This window comes from Sphingomonas sp. 3P27F8, assembly GCF_005502745.1.
Lineage (GTDB): Bacteria > Pseudomonadota > Alphaproteobacteria > Sphingomonadales > Sphingomonadaceae > Sphingomonas.
The window spans coordinates 124,749-143,839 of record NZ_SCNL01000012.1 but is presented as its reverse complement, the minus strand read 5'-3'; the positions used below and the strand labels follow the sequence as shown (position 1 = coordinate 143,839).

Below are 19,091 nucleotides of genomic sequence, written 5' to 3'. Positions count from 1 at the left end.
AGCGGAAGGCGCGGCTCAAATGCCGCAACATGGTGACGCGGGGTGGAGCAGCCCGGTAGCTCGTCAGGCTCATAACCTGAAGGTCACAGGTTCAAATCCTGTCCCCGCAACCAACGGCGTCACAACAGCCCCGCCCCTCACCGGGCGGGGCTTTGTTGTGTCTGGCGCACAGGCTGCTGCTGCGAACTCCAACATTCGATAGAGGTCGCCGTGAAGCTGAATGGCCCGGCGCTTGCCGCCGCGGGCGCTGCCGGGCTGGACGACGATCTTCTCGATCAATGGGCGGATCGCCTTGCGTGCGGCAGCGCCGTCTCCGGACGCCAAATGCGTGTCGAGTTCGGCGATCGCACGGCGATACAAGGCTTCGTAATTGGCCGGTAGACGGGTCACCCGGGGTTTCGGAACGACAGCCAGCGCCTCATCAAGTCTGACCTCAATCGCTTCCAGCTCTTTCAATCGTGCCGTCAGCGACCGCGGCGCATCATCATCTTCTTCGATCCGCGCCACGAGCTTCGCGATCCGGGCGCGTGTGTCGTCGCGTTCGCGTTCGACACAGTTATGGCCGGCGTTGCCGGCGCCTGATTCTTCGGCCAACTCTTGCTGAAGTGCAGTAGCGAAGCGGCCGATGATCTCAGGCGTGAGCAACTGCTCGCGGACCCCAGCCAGCGCGCGCGTTTCCAGTTCGGTCGTGGTGACCGAGCCGTTGTCGCATGTGCCCGTCCGGTGACCCTTGCATCGCCACCGCCCGGCGCCCGTCGCCAGAAATGGCAAGCCACACGCACCACACATTACCAGACCAGACAGGAGATGGGTCGGTTGCTTTGCACCCGTCAGAGGATTGCCGGTGAGCTTGAACTTTATGTCGCGTTCCGCACGAGCCTCCAGCTGCCGGGTTTTTACCGCGTCCCACAGCGGCTGGTCGATAATTCTGAGGTCGGGCTCGTCGCGCACGATCCACTCGGCTTGGGGATTGAGTTGCGGCTGCCGCCGGAAACCACGCTTGTCGTTCGGCACCTCGATCCAGGTACGGCGGTTGAAGATGCGAGTGCCGATATACAGGCTGTTGTTGAGGATGCCCTCGCCCAGCTCGACGCTTCCGGACAGAGTCGACGCGTTCCAAATCCCGGCATTGTATTTACCGCGTTCTCGCGCGCGTGGGGAGGGAATGCCTTCCTCATTCAGGATCTTGCAGATCTTCTTCAGGCTGGTGCCGTCGGCGTAGAGCTTGAAGATACGATAAACCAGCGCCGCTTCGCCCTCCACGATCCCCAGCCGATCGTCGCTCTCATCCTCTGCGGTCTTCACGCGCGCATATCCCAGAGTTTTGCCGCCGGTGACGCCACCGCGTTTGGCCTTGCCGGCCAGGCCCCGGCGCGTCGTGTAGGCGATGCGCATTCGCTGCTGCTCGCCGATCATTCCTTTTACGCTGAGCACTAGGTGATCGATGACTCCAGCTGCGACCGTGTGCAGCACCACACCATGTACCCGGAAGATCTTGCTCATATGCTGCAGATGTTCCTGGTCGCGGCCCAAGCGATCAACGTCCTCGATAATAACGATGTCCGTCTGACGGGCTAAGACCATCGCGAGAAGCTGCTGAAGGCCGTGACGCTCCATCGTCGCCCCGGTTATGCCGTTATCGCCGAACCAAGCCAAGAACTTCAGCCCGTTGCGCTCGGCATAAGACCGAGCGAAAGTCTCCTGATCGGCGACCGATGCGGTGCGTTGATCCGGATCATCGAAGCTCTTGCGGCCGTAACCGATCGCACGCTGGGTCATGTCGTCTCCGAAGGAACCACATGGACGATCGTATCGGCTTTCTCGAGCCTTTCCAGTACATCTTGCAGACCCGCGCCGACCCACAGCAGATCAAGACTGGAGAGAACGAGATGGCCCGCCTGCTCTCGGGTGATGCAATGACCGACCAGCATCTCGATCGTCAACAGGTTCGGCTGTCCCGATGCGACATAGGTCGATACCACCTTCAAATTTAGCCCCTTAGCGTACAAGCAGAGCCGTGTTTCTTCGGCTTCTCTTGCCCACAACGGCGTCGTGTTGCGCTGAAATATGGCCGCCCGGTCGTTCATGTCTCTTCCCCATTCTCAATGATGATCGTGGCGACACGCCGGGCCATAAGCCGCACAAGATTGTCGAGGAGTTCGTCTAACACTCGATGACCATCGATCTGCTTGGCCTGCGCGCAGACGGTGTCCGACACCGGCATCGATCTCTTGCACGGGTAGCCTTCAAGATGGCTCTCGGGGTGATGGCCTTGCTCCATGGCCTGCGTTGTGGGATGGCCACAGAGCGCAAATGGAACAAGAGCAACAAATGGCTGCCGACGACATCAAACTGGCGGTCTCGCGACACCGCGCGGTGCCGCCTGGCTTTGTCGGGCTGAATGCAAATTACGGCGCGATCCTGCGGGATCGTCGCAAGGTCGGGCGATATGGAAAGCAATCGGTTGTCGCCGCCGATATCGGAATCGCGGCGACAGCGCTCTCGCGGATCGAAAATGGGCATGTAATCCCGCGGCTGGATACACTCGATGCGCTGCTGGTCCGGCTAAATCTCGACTGGGGGGCGGTTGCGATTGTGAGCGACGATGCAATCAAAGATGAAGCCGATGCAGGTTCGCGACGGCGCGATCGGCTATTTGATCTCGGCCAAGACATCCGATTTGCGCGGCGCCACTTGGGGATGACGCTCCGGCAACTCTCATCGCTTGCGGGCATCTCGCTGGCGCATCTCTCCCGGCTTGAGCGCGGTGCTAATGCCAGCATGCTAATCTATCAGGAGCACCCAGATGACCAAGGGCTTGATCGCGACGAGCGGCGGATCGTGATCGTACATCCGATACTTGCCGATTGCGTAAAGCGCTGGAACCAGTGGGAAACAACGAACTGACTTCGAAAAACAGGAGTGTTTTCTTCTCGGATTACCACAGCCTTTGGTGCGCCTGCGGGCCGATCGCAAAGTCAGCCAACCCGCAAAGAAAAAGCTAATGTTTGATCGGCAGGCTGGAGTAGCCGGCGGCTCCTACGGGAAGAGTGAAGGTCACAGAAACAACGAGGTTTTCCGCCGATTTTTTACATCTCTCGCCACAAAAGTGTGCTTAGCAAGTGTACCCGTCTCAGTGGCCAGCAATGAATATGAGGAGTGAAGAGAGGTGTAAAGTGTTGCGTTCGAATGACCAGCCGGGGACGTACCGCACACTGGCGCGAGGCGCGGACTGATGGTGAAGCAACGGCGCAATTATCCATGCGAGGGATCACGACATCTACGAATGGAGCGACAGGCGGCACTGGCCCAAATGGCGCGCTCGACCAGTAAACGCCCGGTGGATGGCGTTGGGAATGTCGCTTAGCCAAATCAAGCCGAAACGAGTCCGAAGTTGGCCCGCCAACCGATGCGTCCCGATAAGCTCGCCTAAGATCGAGCCGTATCGCCGGTATCGGTGCATCGATACTCAACTCGCGCGGCGAGCTCGGCGTAGTCGTGGATAACGAGGCTATGGCCCTTGAGCTCGGCAAGGCCATCGACCCGCAGCCGGCGCATCATCCGATTGACGTGCACTGCCGTGAGCCCGGTGTAGTCCGCGAGGTCCGGTTGGGTCAGGGGGAAATGCAGGCTTCCGTCCCTTATCAGCCCGATCGCGTCGGCACGGTGCCAAAGATCGCACAGAGTTCGACCGATACGGTCCTCGGCGTCGAGCCGCCCGAGGCTTGTCGCGAGCGCGCAGAGGCGCGCTTCTTCGGCCAAGCGGGCCCGGGCCAGCGCTACACCGACTTGCGGTCGATCCCGCTCCAACGCTGCGAGATCGTCAGCTCGAACGAAGGCGACGTCGAGATGGTTGATCGCGGCGATCGCCTGCTCGGGATTATCGAGTCGGCTGTGATCGCCTGGCAGGAGGAACGACGTTATCTGGCGCCGTCCGTCCTTGACCAACCCGTAGCGCGCTGCCCAACCCCCGAGGATGATAATCGTATCCCTTGAGATCTTGCCCAATGCCACTGCGTCGGTCCGCGCTCCAATATGTCGTCTGTGATGGAGCAGCTGCTCGACATCGTTCATGTCGTCGCGGGACAGGTAGGCAAATCGACGTAATTTCTGCAGGATTTTTGGTTCCATCTACTCCCTCCACCGTGCCGGAACCGGCGTTAAACTTTGCTCTCGGCAGTTGGTTCCGGTAGGGCAACGATCTTCACTTGGTCGGGTGTTTTCGGACCGAAAGCGCTGCTGCAACCAAGTCGTAGCTATCTCGTTCTGCTGCAAAACCGAAACGCTCAGGGAAGAAAAATGGGAGGAGACGTGCGCCGACCGCATCACTCGCCAAACGCGTCAGAATGGCGGCAGATCGTCGATAGCGCGGTGGATACCGCCATCATCACAACCGATGTCCACGGCCGGGTTACAAGCTGGAGTCAGGGAGCGAAGGCCATCCTCGGCTGGTCTGAGGAAGAGATGCTCGACCGCACGCTTGAACGCCTATTTCCCGACGAGAGTGGCGCAGGCGCGCTTGAACGGGAGGTGGGCGATGCCCGCTCGATCGGACGGGGCGGCGGCGTAGACGGTTGGCGGGTTCGTAAGGACGGCAGTCATATCTGGGCTACCGGTGAGATGACACCGATCCGTGATGACGCCGGCGAGGTAGTCGGCTTCACAAAGGTGTTGCGCGATCGCTCGAGCCAGCGCGCCGCCGAGGAAGCATTGCTCGAGGAGCGGCGGGCGCTGGAAATCTTGAACCGCGCCGGCTCGGCGCTGGCGATCGAGACCGATCTGCACAAGCTGGTCCAAATCGTGACGGATGCCGGCGTCGATTTGACCGGCGCGCAATTCGGGGCGTTCTTCTATAACGTGCTCGACGATGCCGGTGAAAGCTACATGCTCTACACCTTGTCGGGCGCGCCCGCGGAAGCGTTCGCGAAATTCCCGATGCCCCGCAACACCGAGGTATTCGCTCCCACCTTCAAAGGCGAAGGCATCGTCCGGTCGGACGACATCACGCAAGATCCGCGCTAAGCTCGAAGAACAATTCGCCGGCGACCCATGCGTCGCCGTGATCGCCAAACCATATAAGGTTGGCCAGCTCAACGCCACGCTCCAGGCACTCGGCATCGCCTGCAGGGCCTGCGACGACTGATCTGTCAGGCGGCTGGCACGTCGGGCGCAGCTACCGAGATCCATGAAAAAGGTTCCGGCTGCGATACTATTCATCGGTGAATGCGTTGATGATCAGTGACACATAGGCAGCGTGATCTCGAAGAGCTGGCGGCACGGTGTCGGCGGCTGGCGGAAGGGCAAACCCAGCCGGAGGTCAAACAAGTGCTGCTCGACCTCGCCGCCGAGTACGAAGCAGATGCCAAGCGACATCGGGTTTGAATCATGGGATGCGATGTTTGGCGAGCTCGGCTCTCAGTTGCCGGATGATCGACTGACCGGCCAAGTGCTGATGCACACCTTCATAGCCCTCACGGCCCAGCCTTCGACGGATATCCTCTGCCGACAGGCACACGCCTTCGCGGGCAAGTTCAAGGGCACGTTCGATCGTCGTCGTCATGGCGCCCGTCGTCGACCGTCCGCCTATCTCATTGGGTCAGTTTTAGCAGGGCTTTCGCTTTCTGCTCATATTGTTCGGCCAACTCGCGATGAATTCGTTTAACGGCGGGATCGATTGCGCTTTCTTCCATCGCGCGCTCCTTGGCAGCGCGCCGCGTGAAATAAGCGGGGTCGTGATCGTTGGTCATGCATCCTCCCTGTCAGAATGCCGAATGCATTGTGTACCATCATTGATGATCGCGCACTAAACTCGATCTGCTCAAAGGTCAGTCCGCGGTTTGCGGAAGACGATCGACCGCCGCGGCGTCCAACCGCGTTTTGACCGCCTTGTCGGCGATATGCGCCTCCGACCAAGGTAGTCTCCGCAAGGTTTCACCGACGCCGCCAACGCCCCCTGTCCGGATAACGATATAGTCGATGTGTCCGCTGCCGCACGATGCCAACACATCGACCGCGTGCGCCATGACGGCGCCGTCTTGTGATAGGACGGGCCACCCCTCTACCGACCCGAGTGAGAACAGATCGTCTCCGTCTCGCTGCTTGCTGCGGCGCACTTCCGCCTCGGCCGCGTCGCTGATCTTGGCGCGGCGGCCTAGCCAACGCCAGACGCCAAGCAGATCAACAACCGCAAGAAAAATGTTGGAATAGAGTAGTTGGGGCTGGTGGGTTGATGCGCCGACAACGATCCAGCCGGCTGCGCCGATCGTGAAAATGACAAAGCCCCAGCCGGTTACGCGCGCGCCGAGGTTCGATGCGGTCATGACAGCGGCAATGCATGTCGCCGCCAACGCTACCCAGCCGGCTAAATCGATCATAATCGCTCCTAAATAGAATGAAGGACGTGCGCCGGCCGTGTCACTTCTGGAGCCCACCCGAACGGCAATCTCCGCCGGGAGTAGGTCGACGATCCGCTCTTCCTGCCGTGTTCCGCATGACAACAAGGCGCTTCAGGCTTCCCGTCGTGCCAGCCCGCCAAACCAGCGCGATCAGCCAAGGCCGAACGCCGATTTCGAAACATGCGTGATCCGGCATGCCAAATCTGCTTCGCCGCTTGCGACGACAAAGTGATCGCCCGCATCAGCGATGCCGGTCGTGAACACGACGTCGGTGACGTACATCAAATCCTTGAACGGCTGGGTCAGCGCTGTTGACGGCTCGAGAACCGGCGTATGGCTGCCGCCGACCACAACCGACGGGTCTGCTGCGTCCAAGAGCGACCAATATGTGCGGTAGACACCGACGACTCCGGACGGCTCGACGCCATGCCACAGCGTCAACCACCCTCTATCAGTCGGGACGGGGGGTGTTCCTCCGCCCATGCGCGCCGTTGCGAGGGTGCCGGCGTGCGGACGGATGCCCGGGCTTTCGAACGGCTTCCAATGCAAGGCATCCGGCGATGTAGCGAGATTGATCGACGGTCCTGCCCGCCATTCGCTGCCGGGCGGGTAAGCGAAATATAGATCGCCGAGCGGCCGGGTCTGCGCCCAATACTTTCCGCCGGGCCGCCCCTCGAAGATCAGCATATCCTTGTTCTGGTGATCGAGCACGATACCTTCGAGATGCCAGTCGCGCGCGTCGTCGGATGTGTACAGCGTGGTGGAATGGCGTTCGGGACTGACCGAGCATGTCGTCATCAGCCAGCGTCCGCCAACCCGGCTGATACGGGCATCCTCGACGCCATAGCATTGATACGGTGCGCGGGGTGCGACGGCTTGATCGTAATGAACGTCGATCACGCGCTTTCCGTCCGCAGCGAGCTCGACGGGCAGCAACCAGGACAGGCTGGTGAGCGCCATCACCTTCCACCCGCCACTATGCATTCTGAATTTACGCGGATCGGCCGTGTCGACCATCTCCAATGGCCAGGCGTCGAGGAGGTAACGCCCGCCTTCCCACCGGATCGCATGAATGTGCTGATCGAAGATCGGCTGCCGCAACGCCTCGGCAATGCGCACCATCAGCAACAGATTGCCGTTGGGCAGTCGCGTCATCCCGGGGTTGAATGCTCCCAGGCAGTATGTCTCGACACCGAGTTGTCTCGCGAGCGGTCCCCGGGAAAGGTCTACGTCGCGAGGATCGAAAACGATCGCATCAAAGGGATGGACCATTTCTTGTCGCTCCTGTCGCGCGCTCTGGACAGATGTCGTCATCGCACGGGGCGCCGACACGATTGCGGGAGCGAGACCGGATAGAACGACTTCAAGGGCGGGTTGCGGCAATGTCCACCTCGGGTCGAGCCTACCGCCAGCATCTCAATCGCCACTAGTCGATCCTGTAATGGATGGGCTTGAAGGTGCCGCCGTTGGAATCGGGTGCCGAACAAGCGGTAAGGCCGATGACGAGATCCATTTCGGCGCGCAACGCTATCGAGTCACCCGCCTTGCTGATCGGCGGCAGTACCTTGAGCCTGCCGGTTTGCCCGTCGACCGGCACGTTCATAAAGCAGTTGAAGGCGATCGGGATGCGGTCCGGAAGGACACCATAGGGCGCGAGCGCTTCGGCGAGATTGCCGAAACAGCCGCGGTGCGGCGGAAGGTCGGGGTAGAAATGCAGAAACGTATCGACCGAGCACGGCGTCAGGAGGAAGTCGTGACAGCCGACCGTATCGCCAACGATCGTCAGCATCGCCCGTGATCGGTTCGAATAGAGTTTGTGCCCCAGCGTCAACCGGATCGTCTCGGCATAATCGAGAGTTCGTCCCGATGAGATGACCTCGTCGACATCGGCCGCATTGAATGCAAGCAGATCGGCGACTTGCTCACCGCGCGGATCGATGACGGTGAGGGTGGCACCCTTGGGCAGCAGCAAGGCCGTGCCGCTGCGCTCGGGAATGATCGAAACCTCGGCGGTCATTCGGCGCCGCCTCGGTAGTTGAAGGGCGCACGCCAGGCATCGTCGACGGCGCGACCGGAATATTGCCGGGCCTCGCTAGCCTCGCCGTGACGAGCGAGCATCGGGTTCCTTGAACCGGCCAAGCGATCGTCGCGAACGAGTATCTTTTCACGCAGGCCTTCGTATTTGCCAGCCTCTCGCAAGCGTTCGAACTGGTCGTGAAGGTTGAACACCAGACATGGCTTTTCGAACCGGCGCGCGGGCCTGCTGGCCTGGGGGTGCAATCCGACAATGAAGAACGCCTCGCCGCCGAAACTCAGGGAGAAATGCGGGTTGCCGGGATCCGGGCTCACGCGCGCATCATAATCCTGTCCACGCCAGACATCCTTGTCGCTGAGCGATTGCACGCGTTCCCAGAGCGCCCGTTCAAACGCGGTTTCGTCCAGACCGGCAGGCCCTTCGAACACGACCGCGAACGATTGGAACAATGCCGGATCCGCGCGATAGCTCTGCGCGAAGCGCAGCAAATGGTCGTGTATCCTGACATCGTCCCAGGCGCTGTCGATCCGATTGCAGGCGAGGACCTTCAATGTCCCGCGCGCGAGCGCCGACTTTGCGCCGACACACGGGAAACCCGCGTCGGCGATGTGGGAAAACAGTTTTTGCTCGAGTTTGCTTTGCGCATCGTGCGTCCAGTGAAACATAAGGCTCCGGTATTTGGGTCCGATCAATCGCTCTTCGACGCGCGGAATGACGCCCGGCTACAGGTCGTTGAGTTGGTGAAATGAACGATCAGCGCCCGGCGCAGTTGCGGATCGCGCGCGCGGATTAACCCAGCGCAATACGATTTTTGAGCGGCCGACGAGGGTGGCGGCGATGCTGGCAAGGCCGTGTTTGCGGTTGGAGAATGGACGGGCGTTGGGCTTGTGGCATCACGCGCCCGGCGCGAGGAACCGGCAGGGCAGGCGGAGGTTTGTCGTTCAACGACAGGAGAGCCACGATGTCAGTTTTTGATAAGGTTATCGCCAAGATCATGCCCCCGGAAAGCGCCGAGGCGCGGCGGGAGGCACGTGAGAAAGCCATGGCGGCTGCGAAGCCGAACGACTGGCTCACTCAGATCCTTGAGCACCATCAGCGCATCGAAGCGCTGTTTGCGGCCGTCAAGTCGGCCACGACGCCCGAGGCGCGACGTGACGCGCAGCGGCGCCTGGGGATCGTGCTTACAGGCCACGCGATAGCGGAAGAAGCCGCGATCTATCCGGCGCTTGCGGCCGATAAGCAGGTCGGACATGCCGAATTGGCCTATCAGGAACAGTCCGCTGCCAAGATGGAAATGGGGCTGCTCGAACGGCTCGATCCAATGAGCCAGGACTATCTCGACAAGCTCGAACATATCGAAGGTGCGGTGGCGCACCATGTCTATTCGGAAGAGGGCACGTGGTTCCTTGAACTCGCGCAAGACTTATCGCCCGAGGATCAGGCGATGGTGACGGCGCGATATCGTGAGGAATATGACCGGTACACCGCCACCGCCGACATCTGACGGGTTGGTTGTGAGCGACCCTCGCCGTTCCAGGGATTTATGGCGGTCGCTGCAGCAAAAGCTTGACGGCTGGAACCCGGCCTGGCGTGACAGGGTCGATACCGGCTCGCCGCGCTGGAGGGCAGGCTTTCCGGCGAAGGCAGCGCGACTGCCTGACGAGATCGTGTTCGAGAGCTTTGCGGTCGCATTGCTCTCGGGCAATACGCGGTGGGACCGGATCGCCACCATCCGCGGCGAACTCGGCGTTCCTTTCGTCGATTTCGATCCAGCGCGGTTCGCTTCGCTCGACGATCGAGATATCGACCGTCGTGTGCTTCGCTGGTTCGTCGACCGGCGAGCAGGCAGCGCCGGACTTCCTGCCGGTCTGCTCCGATTGCGCGGCACGGCAGCGATCCTTGCGACTGCCGAAGGCGGCGCCCACGGTTTTCTCGAGCGCGTGTTCGACGCCGCTGGTGGCATGCCGGATCAGGCGGCCGTCCTGCTCGGCGGCTCGGCGCAATGGAAGCTGCCTGGCTTCGGGATCGCGCTCGCGGCCGAAGCGTTGCGGCTGCTCGGTTTCGACCTGTGCAAACCCGACCGTCATGTCCTGCGGGCGGTCGGAGCGTGGGGCCTGGTCCGGTTCGCGCGCTGGCCCGAGAAGGGCGCTTACACACCGCCGCAGGCGCGCCCGGCCGAACTCATTGCGACGATGCGCGCGGTGCGGACGCTGGCTGAGAACAATGCTGTCGGCGTAAGCAATTGTACGTCGGTGATCTGGCTCGCCGGCGCGGTCTCGGGGGCCCGGCTGACGAATGCCGATTTCGCATCGCTAGCGGCGGCAGAGCGCGATGCGAAACCGCTCGGCTAGCTCTTCGTTCTGCGGGCAGCCGGCTTTCGCGTTTCCAGGTCGAAACGGTCGCCTGACGACAGCACATTGAGACTCACGCCAAACATCGAAAGTGCCTCCTGTCGATCGGCCTCGGCGATATTCGAGTGGCTCACGGTAGACCCGTCGACGACATAGACCGCACCGGCACCGATCACGCCAAAGGTGCCGTCCTCGATGACGATCGCGGTGTCCTCGTCGATGCCGATCCCGAGCACGCGCGGGTTCTGCGCGACCGCGCCCAGCAACCGGCCGATCCGCCCGCGCTCCGCGAAATGCTGATCGATAATGACGTCCCTGATCAACCCTAGGCCCGGCGCCATGTGGAGGTCGCCGATCCGATGCGACTCCGCGCTCGGTCCCCGCACCAGCATGGTCTCGCTCATGACCGACGCGCCGGCGGACGTTCCGGCCACAACGCCGCCGCGGCGGTGGATCGTGCGGACCATGTCTTCGATCGGGGTGTCGCCGATTTGCGATGAGATGCGCAGCTGGTCGCCGCCGGTGAAGAAGATGCCCGCGGCATCCGAGAGAAGATCGAGGTTTTCGCACGACCGGGTCTCCTCACGCTCGTTTACGTAGAGCTCGACCAGGTTCGTGACGCCGAGCGGCGCGAACGCCTTTTGATAGGCGTCAAAATAGCCCTCGGGCTCGTGGCTTGCGACGGTCGCGAGCACCAGCTTGCCATCACCCAGCCGCCCGGCGACTTCGCTGAGGATAATTTTGTCGCCGTCCTTATCCTCATGGCCGCCGATGACGATGAGCGGCCCATTACCGTTAGCCATGAATGATATCCTTGAACTCATCGCGATGGATGCCGGCGATCGGCTCGGGAAGCCAATCTGCCGCCATCGCGACGGCAAAATGATCGCTGTTATGCGCAACGCCGAAGCGACCTTCGACATCGAGCGCGATAAGGCCGGCTTCGCCGCCGACGCGAGCGAGCGCCCCGAGCGCGGTGGTTACGGCCGACTGGGCGGGATGGCGATAGAGTTGTTCGATGACACGGCTCGCCAGGGTAACACGCAATATTTTCTCGCCGTCACCGGAAATTGCCACACCGCCGGCGTGATCGTCGGCATAGAACCCGCAGCCGGGGATCGGTGCATCCCCCACGCGGCCCGGAATTTGACCGGGCAGGCCACCCGTCGACGTGGCAACCGCGATGCGGCCCTGGCGATCAATCGCCACGGCCCCGACCGTATCGTGATCCGCGCATCCACCAGGTGCGTGCACAGCGAAGACGTCGGTGACGGCGATGCCGCGCTCGACCGCAAATGCCCGGGCGCCCTCGCCGACCAGAAGCACCGCAGGCTCGCCAAGGAGCATGCGCGCGACGAGCACTGGATTGGCGATATCCTGAAGCGCAGCCACCGCACCGATGTCGAGGGTCGACCCGTCCATGATGGCCGCATCGAGTTCGACATGCCCCGCTGCCGTCGGCACCGCCCCCCGTCCGGCGTTGAAGGCGACATCATCCTCGAGCGAGCGGACCGCCAGCTCAACAGCGTCGAGCGCGCTCGCACCGTCGCGCAACAAATCGACGCCAGCGGCGGCGGCGGCACGGCAACCGTCCCGGTTCGCCCCGTGCCGCTCGGTCGGTATCGTCCGGGCACCGCCATGGACAATGATGGCCCACCCAGCCTCATTCATAAGCGGCGTTCGTCTCGGCTGGCTCGACAGGGCCAAAATCATTCACGAGCTGCCAGACCATGTCGATCTGGGTCGGGCTGATCACGACCACATCGCCGGGGCGTGCCAGACGCAGCGCGAACAGTGTCGCGGCGCCCTCCTCGACAACGCGGTGGATACGGTCCTCGGATAGACCGCCTTCGATAGCGCCATTGGACATAAGCGCATTGATCTCGCCACGCGGACGACCCCGCCCATCCGGCGTTTCACGGAACACCAGCTCATCGAACAGGGACGCGGCAAGCTTGCCCATGCCGATCAAGTCTTCGTCGCGCCGATCGCCCGGCACGCTATAGGTGCCGATGAACCGGCGGCCCGGCCGCCTCAGGGTGGCGAGATACCGGCCAAGCGCGGTTACAGCGGCAGGATTGTGGGCGTAATCGACGATCACCGTAATTCCGTGGCGCTCGACGATGTTGAGACGTCCCGGGCTGTCGGCGTAGGACGTCGTGAAATTCGCGAGACCACGCGCGATCACGTCCGGCGCAATCGCGAGTGCGGCTGCGATCGCGGTAGCTGCAAGCGCATTCTCCGTGTTGAAGGCCGCGGCACCGGATTGCGTCGACGGTATATCGTTCGTGGTGGTCACCACATGCCGCTCGCCGTCTCGGTAAAGCACCAGATTTTCCATTTCTCCGCGTTGCTCGCGCACGACGGCGAGGCCGCCAGCCTCGATATGACGCGCGAGCTCCTCGCTGATGGGCCTCATCGAAAACCAGCATATCCTGCCACGCGCATGACGCTGCATCCGTCGCGGCTTGCGGTCATCGGCGTTGAGGACGCTCACCCCGCGACGCTTGACCGCCTCGACAACCACCGATTTCACGTTGGCCAGGTCGTCGACGGTATCGATACCCTTTATCCCGAGATGATCCTCGGTGACATTGAGTACGCATCCGACGTCGCACCGATCGAAGCCCAGCCCTTCGCGCAGTATCCCGCCGCGCGCGGTTTCGAGGACAGCGACATCGACCGTCGGATTGGCCAATACCATCCTCGCGCTTTTCGGGCCGCTCGCATCGGCCGAGCGGATCAGGCGGTCATTGATGTAGACACCGCTGGTGCTGGTCAGTCCGACCGTCATCCCCGCATCCCGGAAAATTCGGGCCACCATGCGCGCCGTCGTCGACTTTCCGTTGGTGCCGGTAATGGCAATGACCGGAATCCGGCTGTCGCGAGCGCGTGGAAAGAGATGGTCAACGATCGGGCCGGCGACATCCCGCGCCTGACCCGATGACGGCGCGAGATGCATCCGAAGACCCGGCGCTGCATTGATTTCGACGATCCCGCCGCCGGTTTGATCGACCGTGCGACTGATGTCCGGCGACAGGAAATCGATTCCCGCCACGTCGAGGCCGATCGCCGCCGCCGCTTGCTCGGCAACGAAGATATTGTCGGGATGCACGCGATCGGTACAGTCCTCGGCGGTCCCGCCGGTCGACAGATTGGCGGTGTCGCGCAGCCGCACAACCTGACCCTCGGCGGGTACCGACGCTCGCGTCAGACCCTGCGCGGCGAGGACTGCCGCCGCTGCGTCGTCGATGACCAGCCGGGTAAGGACATTTTCGTGACCAACGCCGCGGCGCGGATCCTTGTTTGCGCGAAGAACCAGCGCGTCCACGTCGGTGATGCCGTCCCCGGTGACCGTCGCGGGCAGGCGTCGTGCGACCGCGACAACCTTACCGCCAACGACGAGGAAACGATGGTCGTCACCGGCAATCTGTTCCTCGATGATCACACGCGGGCCGTGCAGCCGCGCTGCGGCGAAGGCGGCTTCGAGGTCGGTCGCATTCGAGACGTTGAGCGTGACGCCGCGCCCGTGATTGGCGTTGAGCGGTTTCACGACAAGCGGGGCCGTCAGTCGCGGCGCCTGCGCTTTGGCATCGGCGAGCGTACGGACGACGATACCGCGCGGCGCGGGAAGCGCCGCGTCGCGCAGGAGCTGGCGGGTCAGTTGCTTGTTGCCGGCCGTTTCGACGGCGATGTGCGAGGTCATACCGTGATGCTGGCCCGCACGCGGCGCTGTCGGCGACCATAGCCGAGCTGCAGCAGGCTTTGCTCGTCGAGGCGGGAAACAGGAATACCGCGCCGTCGTGCGGCATCGACGATGGCCTGGGTGCTGGGGCCGAGCGCGCCGGCGCGAACCAGCGACGCGATCTCCGCGACCCGATCGTCCACGCTAGCGTCGGTTCCAAGCCTGGTCGTCGGCAGTATCTTGTCGTCCCTGACTGTCGTCGTTCTGCCCGGAAGCAATTCGACGAGGAAGGTGAGCGCGTGCCGCACGGAGAGTAGGGCCGCCTGTTCGTCGCGATATTCGACGAGCAAGTCGTAGGTGCCCGGCCGGCCCCGCACCGACCGCGTCTTGCCACGTGTGACGGCAGCGCCCGCAAGCGACTGAAGCTCCAGTGCGACATGCTCGGCGATGTGCCCAAACCATGTTCCGGTTTCCAACCGTTCGACGAAGCCACCCGCGTGCCCCTTGCTGCAATGATGCGCCCGCAGGCCCGGCAAAAGGTCGAGCATGCGGTCGGAAAAACCCGGCAGCGTGTTGGACGGCGACGTTTCGAGTGACCCGATGTCGATGCGGACGCGCACCATCGGCCGCAGACTGAAGATGTTTGGCCCGCGATAGATGCTTCGTTCGAGGACGCGCACCTCATTGCTGTTCGTCGTCGCCGGTCCGATGGAGCTGACATCCGTGTCGATGTCGTCCCGCGGCACAAGCGTCAAAGAGTCCAAGGCCGATCCTTCGATTTGAGGTCCTGTTCTCGCAACGCGCGGAGCGACGACCGGTCTCACGCGACGGGCGGAGAATCGTGTTAACTTCGATCTATTTCGGTACCGGACCGATCGCGAGCATCGCGCCGTTTTGCCATTGGCGTGCGCAGGTTACCCGCTCCAATTACTGGTCGCCGCCTGCGTCCGCCGCCGCACCTCGGTCGCTCCGACTTCACTGGTAGCCGGTACATGAAACCACGCGATTATTTGATCGTTGGTCGGCGACCGCCCGGCGCATGTACGAGTGGTTCTAGTGTCGCAATCTTGTAGGAGTCATTGGGACGTGGGGCGTGCGCGCGCGGCCAGTGCGGCCACAATCAGCCTTGGGGTAGAACTTGCGAAAGGCATGCGGCCGATCGCCCGCCTGGCGTTCGGCACGCGGTCAATTGAGGTCGCCGCCGGCCATGATTCGGTCTGGGCGATCATTCGCCGCGGCGGCGGCGGCGGCTTGGCGCTTCGCGTCGCGCATTGCTGGGGCGGTTGCACCAAAGTGGCTAAGCTGCGCGCGCCGGCCGATACCTTGCTCCGCCTTCGTGTCGACAGTCCCACGGGCAAGCAGATCGTGACGTTTCGCAGCGACGATCTGCAGTTACCCGTTTTGCGCGTGACGACGACGTTAACGCCAAGCACGCCGCTCCTCATTCCCTATTTTCCGCGCGATCTTTATCCCCTCGGTTCCGGCGACGATCCGATGACGGCGAGCGGCCGGGTCGAGGCGGCGCAGCGCGGTCTGAACAGCGGCCTACTCTATCTTCACCTCGACAAGCCGGCCTTTGGCAGCGTTCTCTATTTCCAGAACTTGACTGCGCTCAACGACTATTTCCAGGCGACAGGGACCACGCCGGACAGCGCGGTCGGCGGGGAGTGGCCCGAGCTCGGCTATCTGCCGCCAACGCCGCCACAAAGCGGGACGCCGCCGACCAATCCGCTTCCCGCGGCGGTGGAAGTAACGATGTCGGACGCCATTCTGGTGTTTCACGACGAAGCCGCGGCCGACGAGCAGGACTCAGCACGGCGGTTCCTGCAAATGCTCGGAACGGCATATCGGCAACTGGACGCGCCGGCGACGACCTATCGCGACTGGGTGTCGCGTTGCGACCGGACGCTGCACGATCTCGAGCATGCCCCGGAAGCGACGGTGCGCCACTACGGGCACACCTACATCCATCCGTACACCGCTGCGGAATATCCCGACATCATGGTCCAGATGTCGGTCATCTCGGCGCTCAGGAACTTTGCCGCCTGGACGCAGCGCGACGTGCCATTTTGCGAGAAGCTGGAAGCCGGGCTGGAGAAGTTTCACGACCGCCAGCTCAAGACGATGCGGCGCTATCTTCCGAATGTCGGCAAGGACAAGGACAAGCTCGCGGTCGACAGCTGGTATCTGTACCATCCCCTGCTCAACCTCGGGCACCTCGCGCTCGATGGGGACACGCGGGCGCGTCGCCTGTTCGAGGGGTCGCTCGACTATGCGATCAAGGCAGCACGTCACTTCGATTACGTCTGGCCGATCCAGTTCAAGGTCGACAGCTTCGATGTCATCGTCGAGGCGCGGAACGACGACGGCCTGGGCCAGACCGACGTCGGCGGACTTTATGCCTATGTCATGATCCAGGCTTACGAGTTGTGCGGGGAGGAGCGCTACTTGGCGGAAGCGCGCCGAGCGATCGACGCCGCCAAGAATATGCGGTTCGAGCTTAATTACCAGGCAAATCTGACTGCCTGGGGCGCGGCGGCCTGCATGCGGCTGTGGCGGATCACGGATGAGGAATATTATCTGCAGCAGGGCTACGTCTATCTCGCCAGCTTCTTCCACAACACGGCGATCTGGGAATCGGAGATCGGAAACGCTAAGAACTATGACGTATTCCTCGGCGCTACCTGCCTGCACGACGCGCCCTATATGGCTGTCTTCGAGTGCTTCGACAGCTTTGCCGCGTTCGAACAATATTTGAAGGACGCCGGACCCGACCTCGATCCGGCGGCGCGGCTGCTAGTGAGCGAATATTGCAAATATGCGCTCGACCGGGCCTGGTTCTATTATCCCGACGCGCTGCCCGCCGACGCGCTCGCCAAGGAAGATATCCGGAACGGCCACATCGACCGCTCGCTGTCGTTTCCCGTCGAAGACCTGTACGTGGACGGCAAGCCGGCCGGCCAGGTCGGGCAGGAAATCTACGGCGCCGGCGCCGCCTTCGTGTTCGCGACGCGCTCGTTTCACAACATCAGCGGCGCGCCGTTCCGAATATTCTGCGATCATTTCCCCGTCTCGAGCGAGCGCACATCGGCGCGTTCGCTCACCTTCGGGATCGAAGGCGGCCACGCCCGACGGGCGACCTTTGCGCTCGTTCGCACTGGACGCTCGGCGCTTCCGTCCTTCACCCTGCGCACTATCGCGGGTGACGAAGTTGCTCCTCATCTCAGCCGCGCGGATCGTGTCGAGTATCGTATCCCCGCCAATGGCGAGGTCAGCCTGCACTGGTGATGGAACCGAGGGGTCGCGGAATCACTTTAGAGCAATGACGCATCGTCATGGTGCGTCGGCTATCGCCAGGAGGATTTGATCCATGTCGGACCCCCAGACGCCGGGCAATTCGGACGAAAGCAAGCCGGCTTTGTCCAACGACAAGACAGAGCGAAAGCCGGTGGTCGATACGCCGGGGGGGCAGCCAGTAGAGAAGGTGGAGGACCGCCCCAACGTCGGCACGGTCCGTCCCGAAGATTATCCGCCCGATCAGCGCGCCAAGGGCTGACCGGGCGAATGGCGGCCGAACAGGATGACCGCCCGAATTGAGTTATTTCTTCTTGGCGATAGCCGTGGCCTCGGCAATATCCTTGGCTCCGCCCAGATCCTCATCACTCGTGCGGCCGGCACCCGGGCCCGCGCCGAGATCCGCCCCGGTCGCGACATTCGCGCGCGGGTTCGACATCGTTCTCGTCGCCAGGGCGGTGACGGTGGCGTCGTCCTTCTTTGTGAGATTGACCGAGGCCGTGCCGTCGCCCTCGTCGAAGGGCATGACTTGCTCGAGATCGTCGATGCGGTCCCATTGCTCGCCACTGTTCCACGGCCCGTCCATGTCGCCGTCACCTTGGGATGTATTGACATAGGCATTGGCGAATTGCGCGATGCCCGGGAGCTTGCCCGGCGGGAAATTGTTCTCGATCGAGTATAACGCTTTCTCGAACGACTTCTGGTGTGCGATTTCGCGGGTCATCAGAAAGCCGAGCGCATCCTTGACGCCGGGATCGTCGGTGACGTTGATAAGCCGCTCGTAGACGATCTTGGCGCGGCTTTCGGCCGCGATGTTGGAGCGCAGATCGCAGGTCGGATCGCCTTTGCTGTCGACATAGGCCGCGGTCCACGGCACGCCGGTCGAATCGATCAGCGCCGGGCCGCCGCCGAACAGCAAATTTTCCTTCTGGCTCGCGCCACCGGCATTGACCGCGATCATCAGATCGGCCTCCTTCATCGAGGCTTCCGAGATCTGCGCCTTAACGCCCTTGTTGAGCATCGCGACGATCGAGCCGACCACCTCGAGATGGCTGAGTTCTTCGGTCGCGATATCGAGCAGCAGATCCTTCCGACCGGAATCGACCTCGCCAAGTGCCTGCGTGAAATAGCGCATCGCGGCGGCCAGTTCGCCATCGGCGCCGCCGAATTGCTCGATGATGAGCGAGGCGAGCACCGGATTGGGTTCCGACACGCGCACCGTATATTGAAGTCGCTTGTTATGCATGAACATCTGCTGTCTCCCGTAACCGCAGGAAGGACTATCGGGAGGGGCCACCGTTCCCCGAATTTCGTCGCCAAATCCGGAAGTT

22 protein-coding genes and 1 tRNA gene are annotated in these 19,091 nt (G+C 62.4%); 10 read left to right on the top strand and 13 right to left on the bottom strand.

The window, feature by feature from the left end; genetic code table 11:
- Positions 1-36: 36 nt before the first annotated feature.
- From FFS35_RS14640 to FFS35_RS20365, 4 genes are all read left to right on the top strand, one after another.
- Positions 37-113, top strand: a tRNA-Met gene (locus tag FFS35_RS14640).
- 97 nt (positions 114-210) lie between these two features.
- Positions 211-381 carry a hypothetical protein gene (locus FFS35_RS20370; RefSeq protein WP_249341674.1) on the top strand — a complete coding sequence of 57 codons (171 nt, stop codon included), beginning with the start codon at positions 211-213 and terminating at the stop codon, positions 379-381.
- Positions 382-807: 426 nt separating this feature from the next.
- On the top strand, positions 808-1,437 hold the full coding sequence (locus tag FFS35_RS14630) for a hypothetical protein (protein WP_212742220.1): 630 nt from the start codon (positions 808-810) through the stop codon (positions 1,435-1,437).
- Positions 1,438-1,578 carry a hypothetical protein gene (locus FFS35_RS20365; protein ID WP_249341673.1) on the top strand — a complete coding sequence of 47 codons (141 nt, stop codon included), beginning with the start codon at positions 1,438-1,440 and terminating at the stop codon, positions 1,576-1,578.
- A 197-nt stretch (positions 1,579-1,775) separates the two neighbouring features.
- Here the strand turns inward: FFS35_RS20365 and FFS35_RS14620 are convergent, their stop codons facing one another.
- On the bottom strand, positions 1,776-2,087 hold the full coding sequence (locus tag FFS35_RS14620) for a hypothetical protein (RefSeq protein ID WP_137787826.1): 312 nt from the start codon (positions 2,085-2,087) through the stop codon (positions 1,776-1,778).
- A gap of 202 nt (positions 2,088-2,289) precedes the next feature.
- Between FFS35_RS14620 and FFS35_RS14615 the strand changes: the two genes are divergently transcribed.
- Positions 2,290-2,907: a helix-turn-helix transcriptional regulator gene (locus FFS35_RS14615; protein ID WP_137787825.1), complete on the top strand. Its 618-nt coding sequence runs from the start codon at positions 2,290-2,292 to the stop codon at positions 2,905-2,907.
- Positions 2,908-3,429: 522 nt separating this feature from the next.
- Here the strand turns inward: FFS35_RS14615 and FFS35_RS14610 are convergent.
- Complete coding sequence (locus FFS35_RS14610) at positions 3,430-4,131, bottom strand: Crp/Fnr family transcriptional regulator (RefSeq protein ID WP_137787824.1); 702 nt, start codon at positions 4,129-4,131, stop codon at positions 3,430-3,432.
- Between the two features lie 180 nt (positions 4,132-4,311).
- On the opposite strand from FFS35_RS14610, the gene FFS35_RS14605 reads away from it, so the two are divergent.
- Positions 4,312-5,022, top strand: coding sequence for a PAS domain S-box protein (locus tag FFS35_RS14605; RefSeq protein ID WP_212742219.1), 711 nt, complete (start codon positions 4,312-4,314; stop codon positions 5,020-5,022).
- 361 nt (positions 5,023-5,383) lie between these two features.
- On the opposite strand, the gene FFS35_RS20045 is transcribed toward FFS35_RS14605, so the two are convergent.
- The 6 genes from FFS35_RS20045 to gntA form a co-directional block, all read right to left on the bottom strand.
- Entirely contained in the window at positions 5,384-5,560 is a 177-nt protein-coding gene (locus FFS35_RS20045; protein ID WP_171007644.1) for a hypothetical protein, read from the bottom strand.
- A 28-nt stretch (positions 5,561-5,588) separates the two neighbouring features.
- Complete coding sequence (locus FFS35_RS20040) at positions 5,589-5,747, bottom strand: hypothetical protein (RefSeq protein WP_171007643.1); 159 nt, start codon at positions 5,745-5,747, stop codon at positions 5,589-5,591.
- 78 nt (positions 5,748-5,825) lie between these two features.
- Positions 5,826-6,374 (bottom strand): PRC-barrel domain-containing protein, encoded by a 549-nt coding sequence (locus FFS35_RS14600; RefSeq protein WP_137787822.1) that lies wholly within the window; start codon positions 6,372-6,374, stop codon positions 5,826-5,828.
- A gap of 171 nt (positions 6,375-6,545) precedes the next feature.
- Positions 6,546-7,667 (bottom strand): glycosidase, encoded by a 1,122-nt coding sequence (locus FFS35_RS14595; RefSeq protein ID WP_137787821.1) that lies wholly within the window; start codon positions 7,665-7,667, stop codon positions 6,546-6,548.
- 154 nt (positions 7,668-7,821) lie between these two features.
- A complete protein-coding gene (locus tag FFS35_RS14590; RefSeq protein WP_137787820.1) occupies positions 7,822-8,412 on the bottom strand; it encodes an urea carboxylase-associated family protein in 591 nt (196 codons plus the stop codon).
- Positions 8,409-9,095 (bottom strand): guanitoxin biosynthesis heme-dependent pre-guanitoxin N-hydroxylase GntA, encoded by a 687-nt coding sequence (gene gntA, locus FFS35_RS14585; protein WP_137787819.1) that lies wholly within the window; start codon positions 9,093-9,095, stop codon positions 8,409-8,411. The genes FFS35_RS14590 and gntA overlap by 4 nt, the downstream gene beginning before the upstream one ends.
- Positions 9,096-9,391: 296 nt before the next feature.
- Here gntA and FFS35_RS14580 point away from each other — a divergent pair, with 296 nt between their 5' ends.
- Entirely contained in the window at positions 9,392-9,934 is a 543-nt protein-coding gene (locus FFS35_RS14580) for a hemerythrin domain-containing protein (protein ID WP_137787818.1), read from the top strand.
- A 10-nt stretch (positions 9,935-9,944) separates the two neighbouring features.
- On the top strand, positions 9,945-10,781 hold the full coding sequence (locus FFS35_RS14575; protein ID WP_137787817.1) for a hypothetical protein: 837 nt from the start codon (positions 9,945-9,947) through the stop codon (positions 10,779-10,781).
- Here FFS35_RS14575 and FFS35_RS14570 read toward each other — a convergent pair.
- Genes FFS35_RS14570 through FFS35_RS20360 form a run of 4 tightly spaced genes read right to left on the bottom strand, consistent with a single transcriptional unit; the run spans position 10,778 to position 15,230 of the window.
- Positions 10,778-11,584 (bottom strand): cyanophycinase, encoded by an 807-nt coding sequence (locus FFS35_RS14570; protein WP_137787816.1) that lies wholly within the window; start codon positions 11,582-11,584, stop codon positions 10,778-10,780. The genes FFS35_RS14575 and FFS35_RS14570 overlap by 4 nt on opposite strands.
- On the bottom strand, positions 11,577-12,452 hold the full coding sequence (locus FFS35_RS14565; RefSeq protein ID WP_137787815.1) for an isoaspartyl peptidase/L-asparaginase family protein: 876 nt from the start codon (positions 12,450-12,452) through the stop codon (positions 11,577-11,579). The genes FFS35_RS14570 and FFS35_RS14565 overlap by 8 nt, the downstream gene beginning before the upstream one ends.
- Entirely contained in the window at positions 12,445-14,487 is a 2,043-nt protein-coding gene (cphA, locus tag FFS35_RS14560; RefSeq protein ID WP_249341672.1) for a cyanophycin synthetase, read from the bottom strand. Before cphA ends, FFS35_RS14565 begins: the two co-directional genes overlap by 8 nt.
- On the bottom strand, positions 14,484-15,230 hold the full coding sequence (locus tag FFS35_RS20360) for a hypothetical protein (RefSeq protein ID WP_249341671.1): 747 nt from the start codon (positions 15,228-15,230) through the stop codon (positions 14,484-14,486). The genes cphA and FFS35_RS20360 overlap by 4 nt, the downstream gene beginning before the upstream one ends.
- A gap of 385 nt (positions 15,231-15,615) precedes the next feature.
- Between FFS35_RS20360 and FFS35_RS14555 the strand changes: the two genes are divergently transcribed.
- Together FFS35_RS14555 and FFS35_RS14550 are read left to right on the top strand one after the other, a co-directional pair.
- A complete protein-coding gene (locus tag FFS35_RS14555; protein ID WP_137787814.1) occupies positions 15,616-17,754 on the top strand; it encodes a hypothetical protein in 2,139 nt (712 codons plus the stop codon).
- A gap of 82 nt (positions 17,755-17,836) precedes the next feature.
- Complete coding sequence (locus FFS35_RS14550) at positions 17,837-18,022, top strand: hypothetical protein (protein ID WP_137787813.1); 186 nt, start codon at positions 17,837-17,839, stop codon at positions 18,020-18,022.
- A 42-nt stretch (positions 18,023-18,064) separates the two neighbouring features.
- Here FFS35_RS14550 and FFS35_RS14545 read toward each other — a convergent pair whose 3' ends face one another.
- Positions 18,065-19,012, bottom strand: a complete 948-nt coding sequence (locus tag FFS35_RS14545) for a manganese catalase family protein (RefSeq protein WP_137787812.1) — start codon at positions 19,010-19,012, stop codon at positions 18,065-18,067.
- Between the last annotated feature and the right edge of the window lie 79 nt (positions 19,013-19,091).

Coding starts and splice junctions, on each gene's coding strand:
- FFS35_RS14630 (WP_212742220.1), top strand. CDS start 808: ATGGGTCGGTTGCTTTGCACCCGTCAGAGGATTGCCGGTGAGCTTGAA.
- FFS35_RS14620 (WP_137787826.1), bottom strand. CDS start 2,087: ATGAACGACCGGGCGGCCATATTTCAGCGCAACACGACGCCGTTGTGG.
- FFS35_RS14610 (WP_137787824.1), bottom strand. CDS start 4,131: ATGGAACCAAAAATCCTGCAGAAATTACGTCGATTTGCCTACCTGTCC.
- FFS35_RS20045 (WP_171007644.1), bottom strand. CDS start 5,560: ATGACGACGACGATCGAACGTGCCCTTGAACTTGCCCGCGAAGGCGTG.
- FFS35_RS20040 (WP_171007643.1), bottom strand. CDS start 5,747: ATGACCAACGATCACGACCCCGCTTATTTCACGCGGCGCGCTGCCAAG.
- FFS35_RS14600 (WP_137787822.1), bottom strand. CDS start 6,374: ATGATCGATTTAGCCGGCTGGGTAGCGTTGGCGGCGACATGCATTGCC.
- FFS35_RS14595 (WP_137787821.1), bottom strand. CDS start 7,667: ATGGTCCATCCCTTTGATGCGATCGTTTTCGATCCTCGCGACGTAGAC.
- FFS35_RS14590 (WP_137787820.1), bottom strand. CDS start 8,412: ATGACCGCCGAGGTTTCGATCATTCCCGAGCGCAGCGGCACGGCCTTG.
- gntA (WP_137787819.1), bottom strand. CDS start 9,095: ATGTTTCACTGGACGCACGATGCGCAAAGCAAACTCGAGCAAAAACTG.
- FFS35_RS14580 (WP_137787818.1), top strand. CDS start 9,392: ATGTCAGTTTTTGATAAGGTTATCGCCAAGATCATGCCCCCGGAAAGC.
- FFS35_RS14570 (WP_137787816.1), bottom strand. CDS start 11,584: ATGGCTAACGGTAATGGGCCGCTCATCGTCATCGGCGGCCATGAGGAT.
- FFS35_RS14565 (WP_137787815.1), bottom strand. CDS start 12,452: ATGAATGAGGCTGGGTGGGCCATCATTGTCCATGGCGGTGCCCGGACG.
- cphA (WP_249341672.1), bottom strand. CDS start 14,487: ATGACCTCGCACATCGCCGTCGAAACGGCCGGCAACAAGCAACTGACC.
- FFS35_RS14555 (WP_137787814.1), top strand. CDS start 15,616: ATGCGGCCGATCGCCCGCCTGGCGTTCGGCACGCGGTCAATTGAGGTC.
- FFS35_RS14550 (WP_137787813.1), top strand. CDS start 17,837: ATGTCGGACCCCCAGACGCCGGGCAATTCGGACGAAAGCAAGCCGGCT.
- FFS35_RS14545 (WP_137787812.1), bottom strand. CDS start 19,012: ATGTTCATGCATAACAAGCGACTTCAATATACGGTGCGCGTGTCGGAA.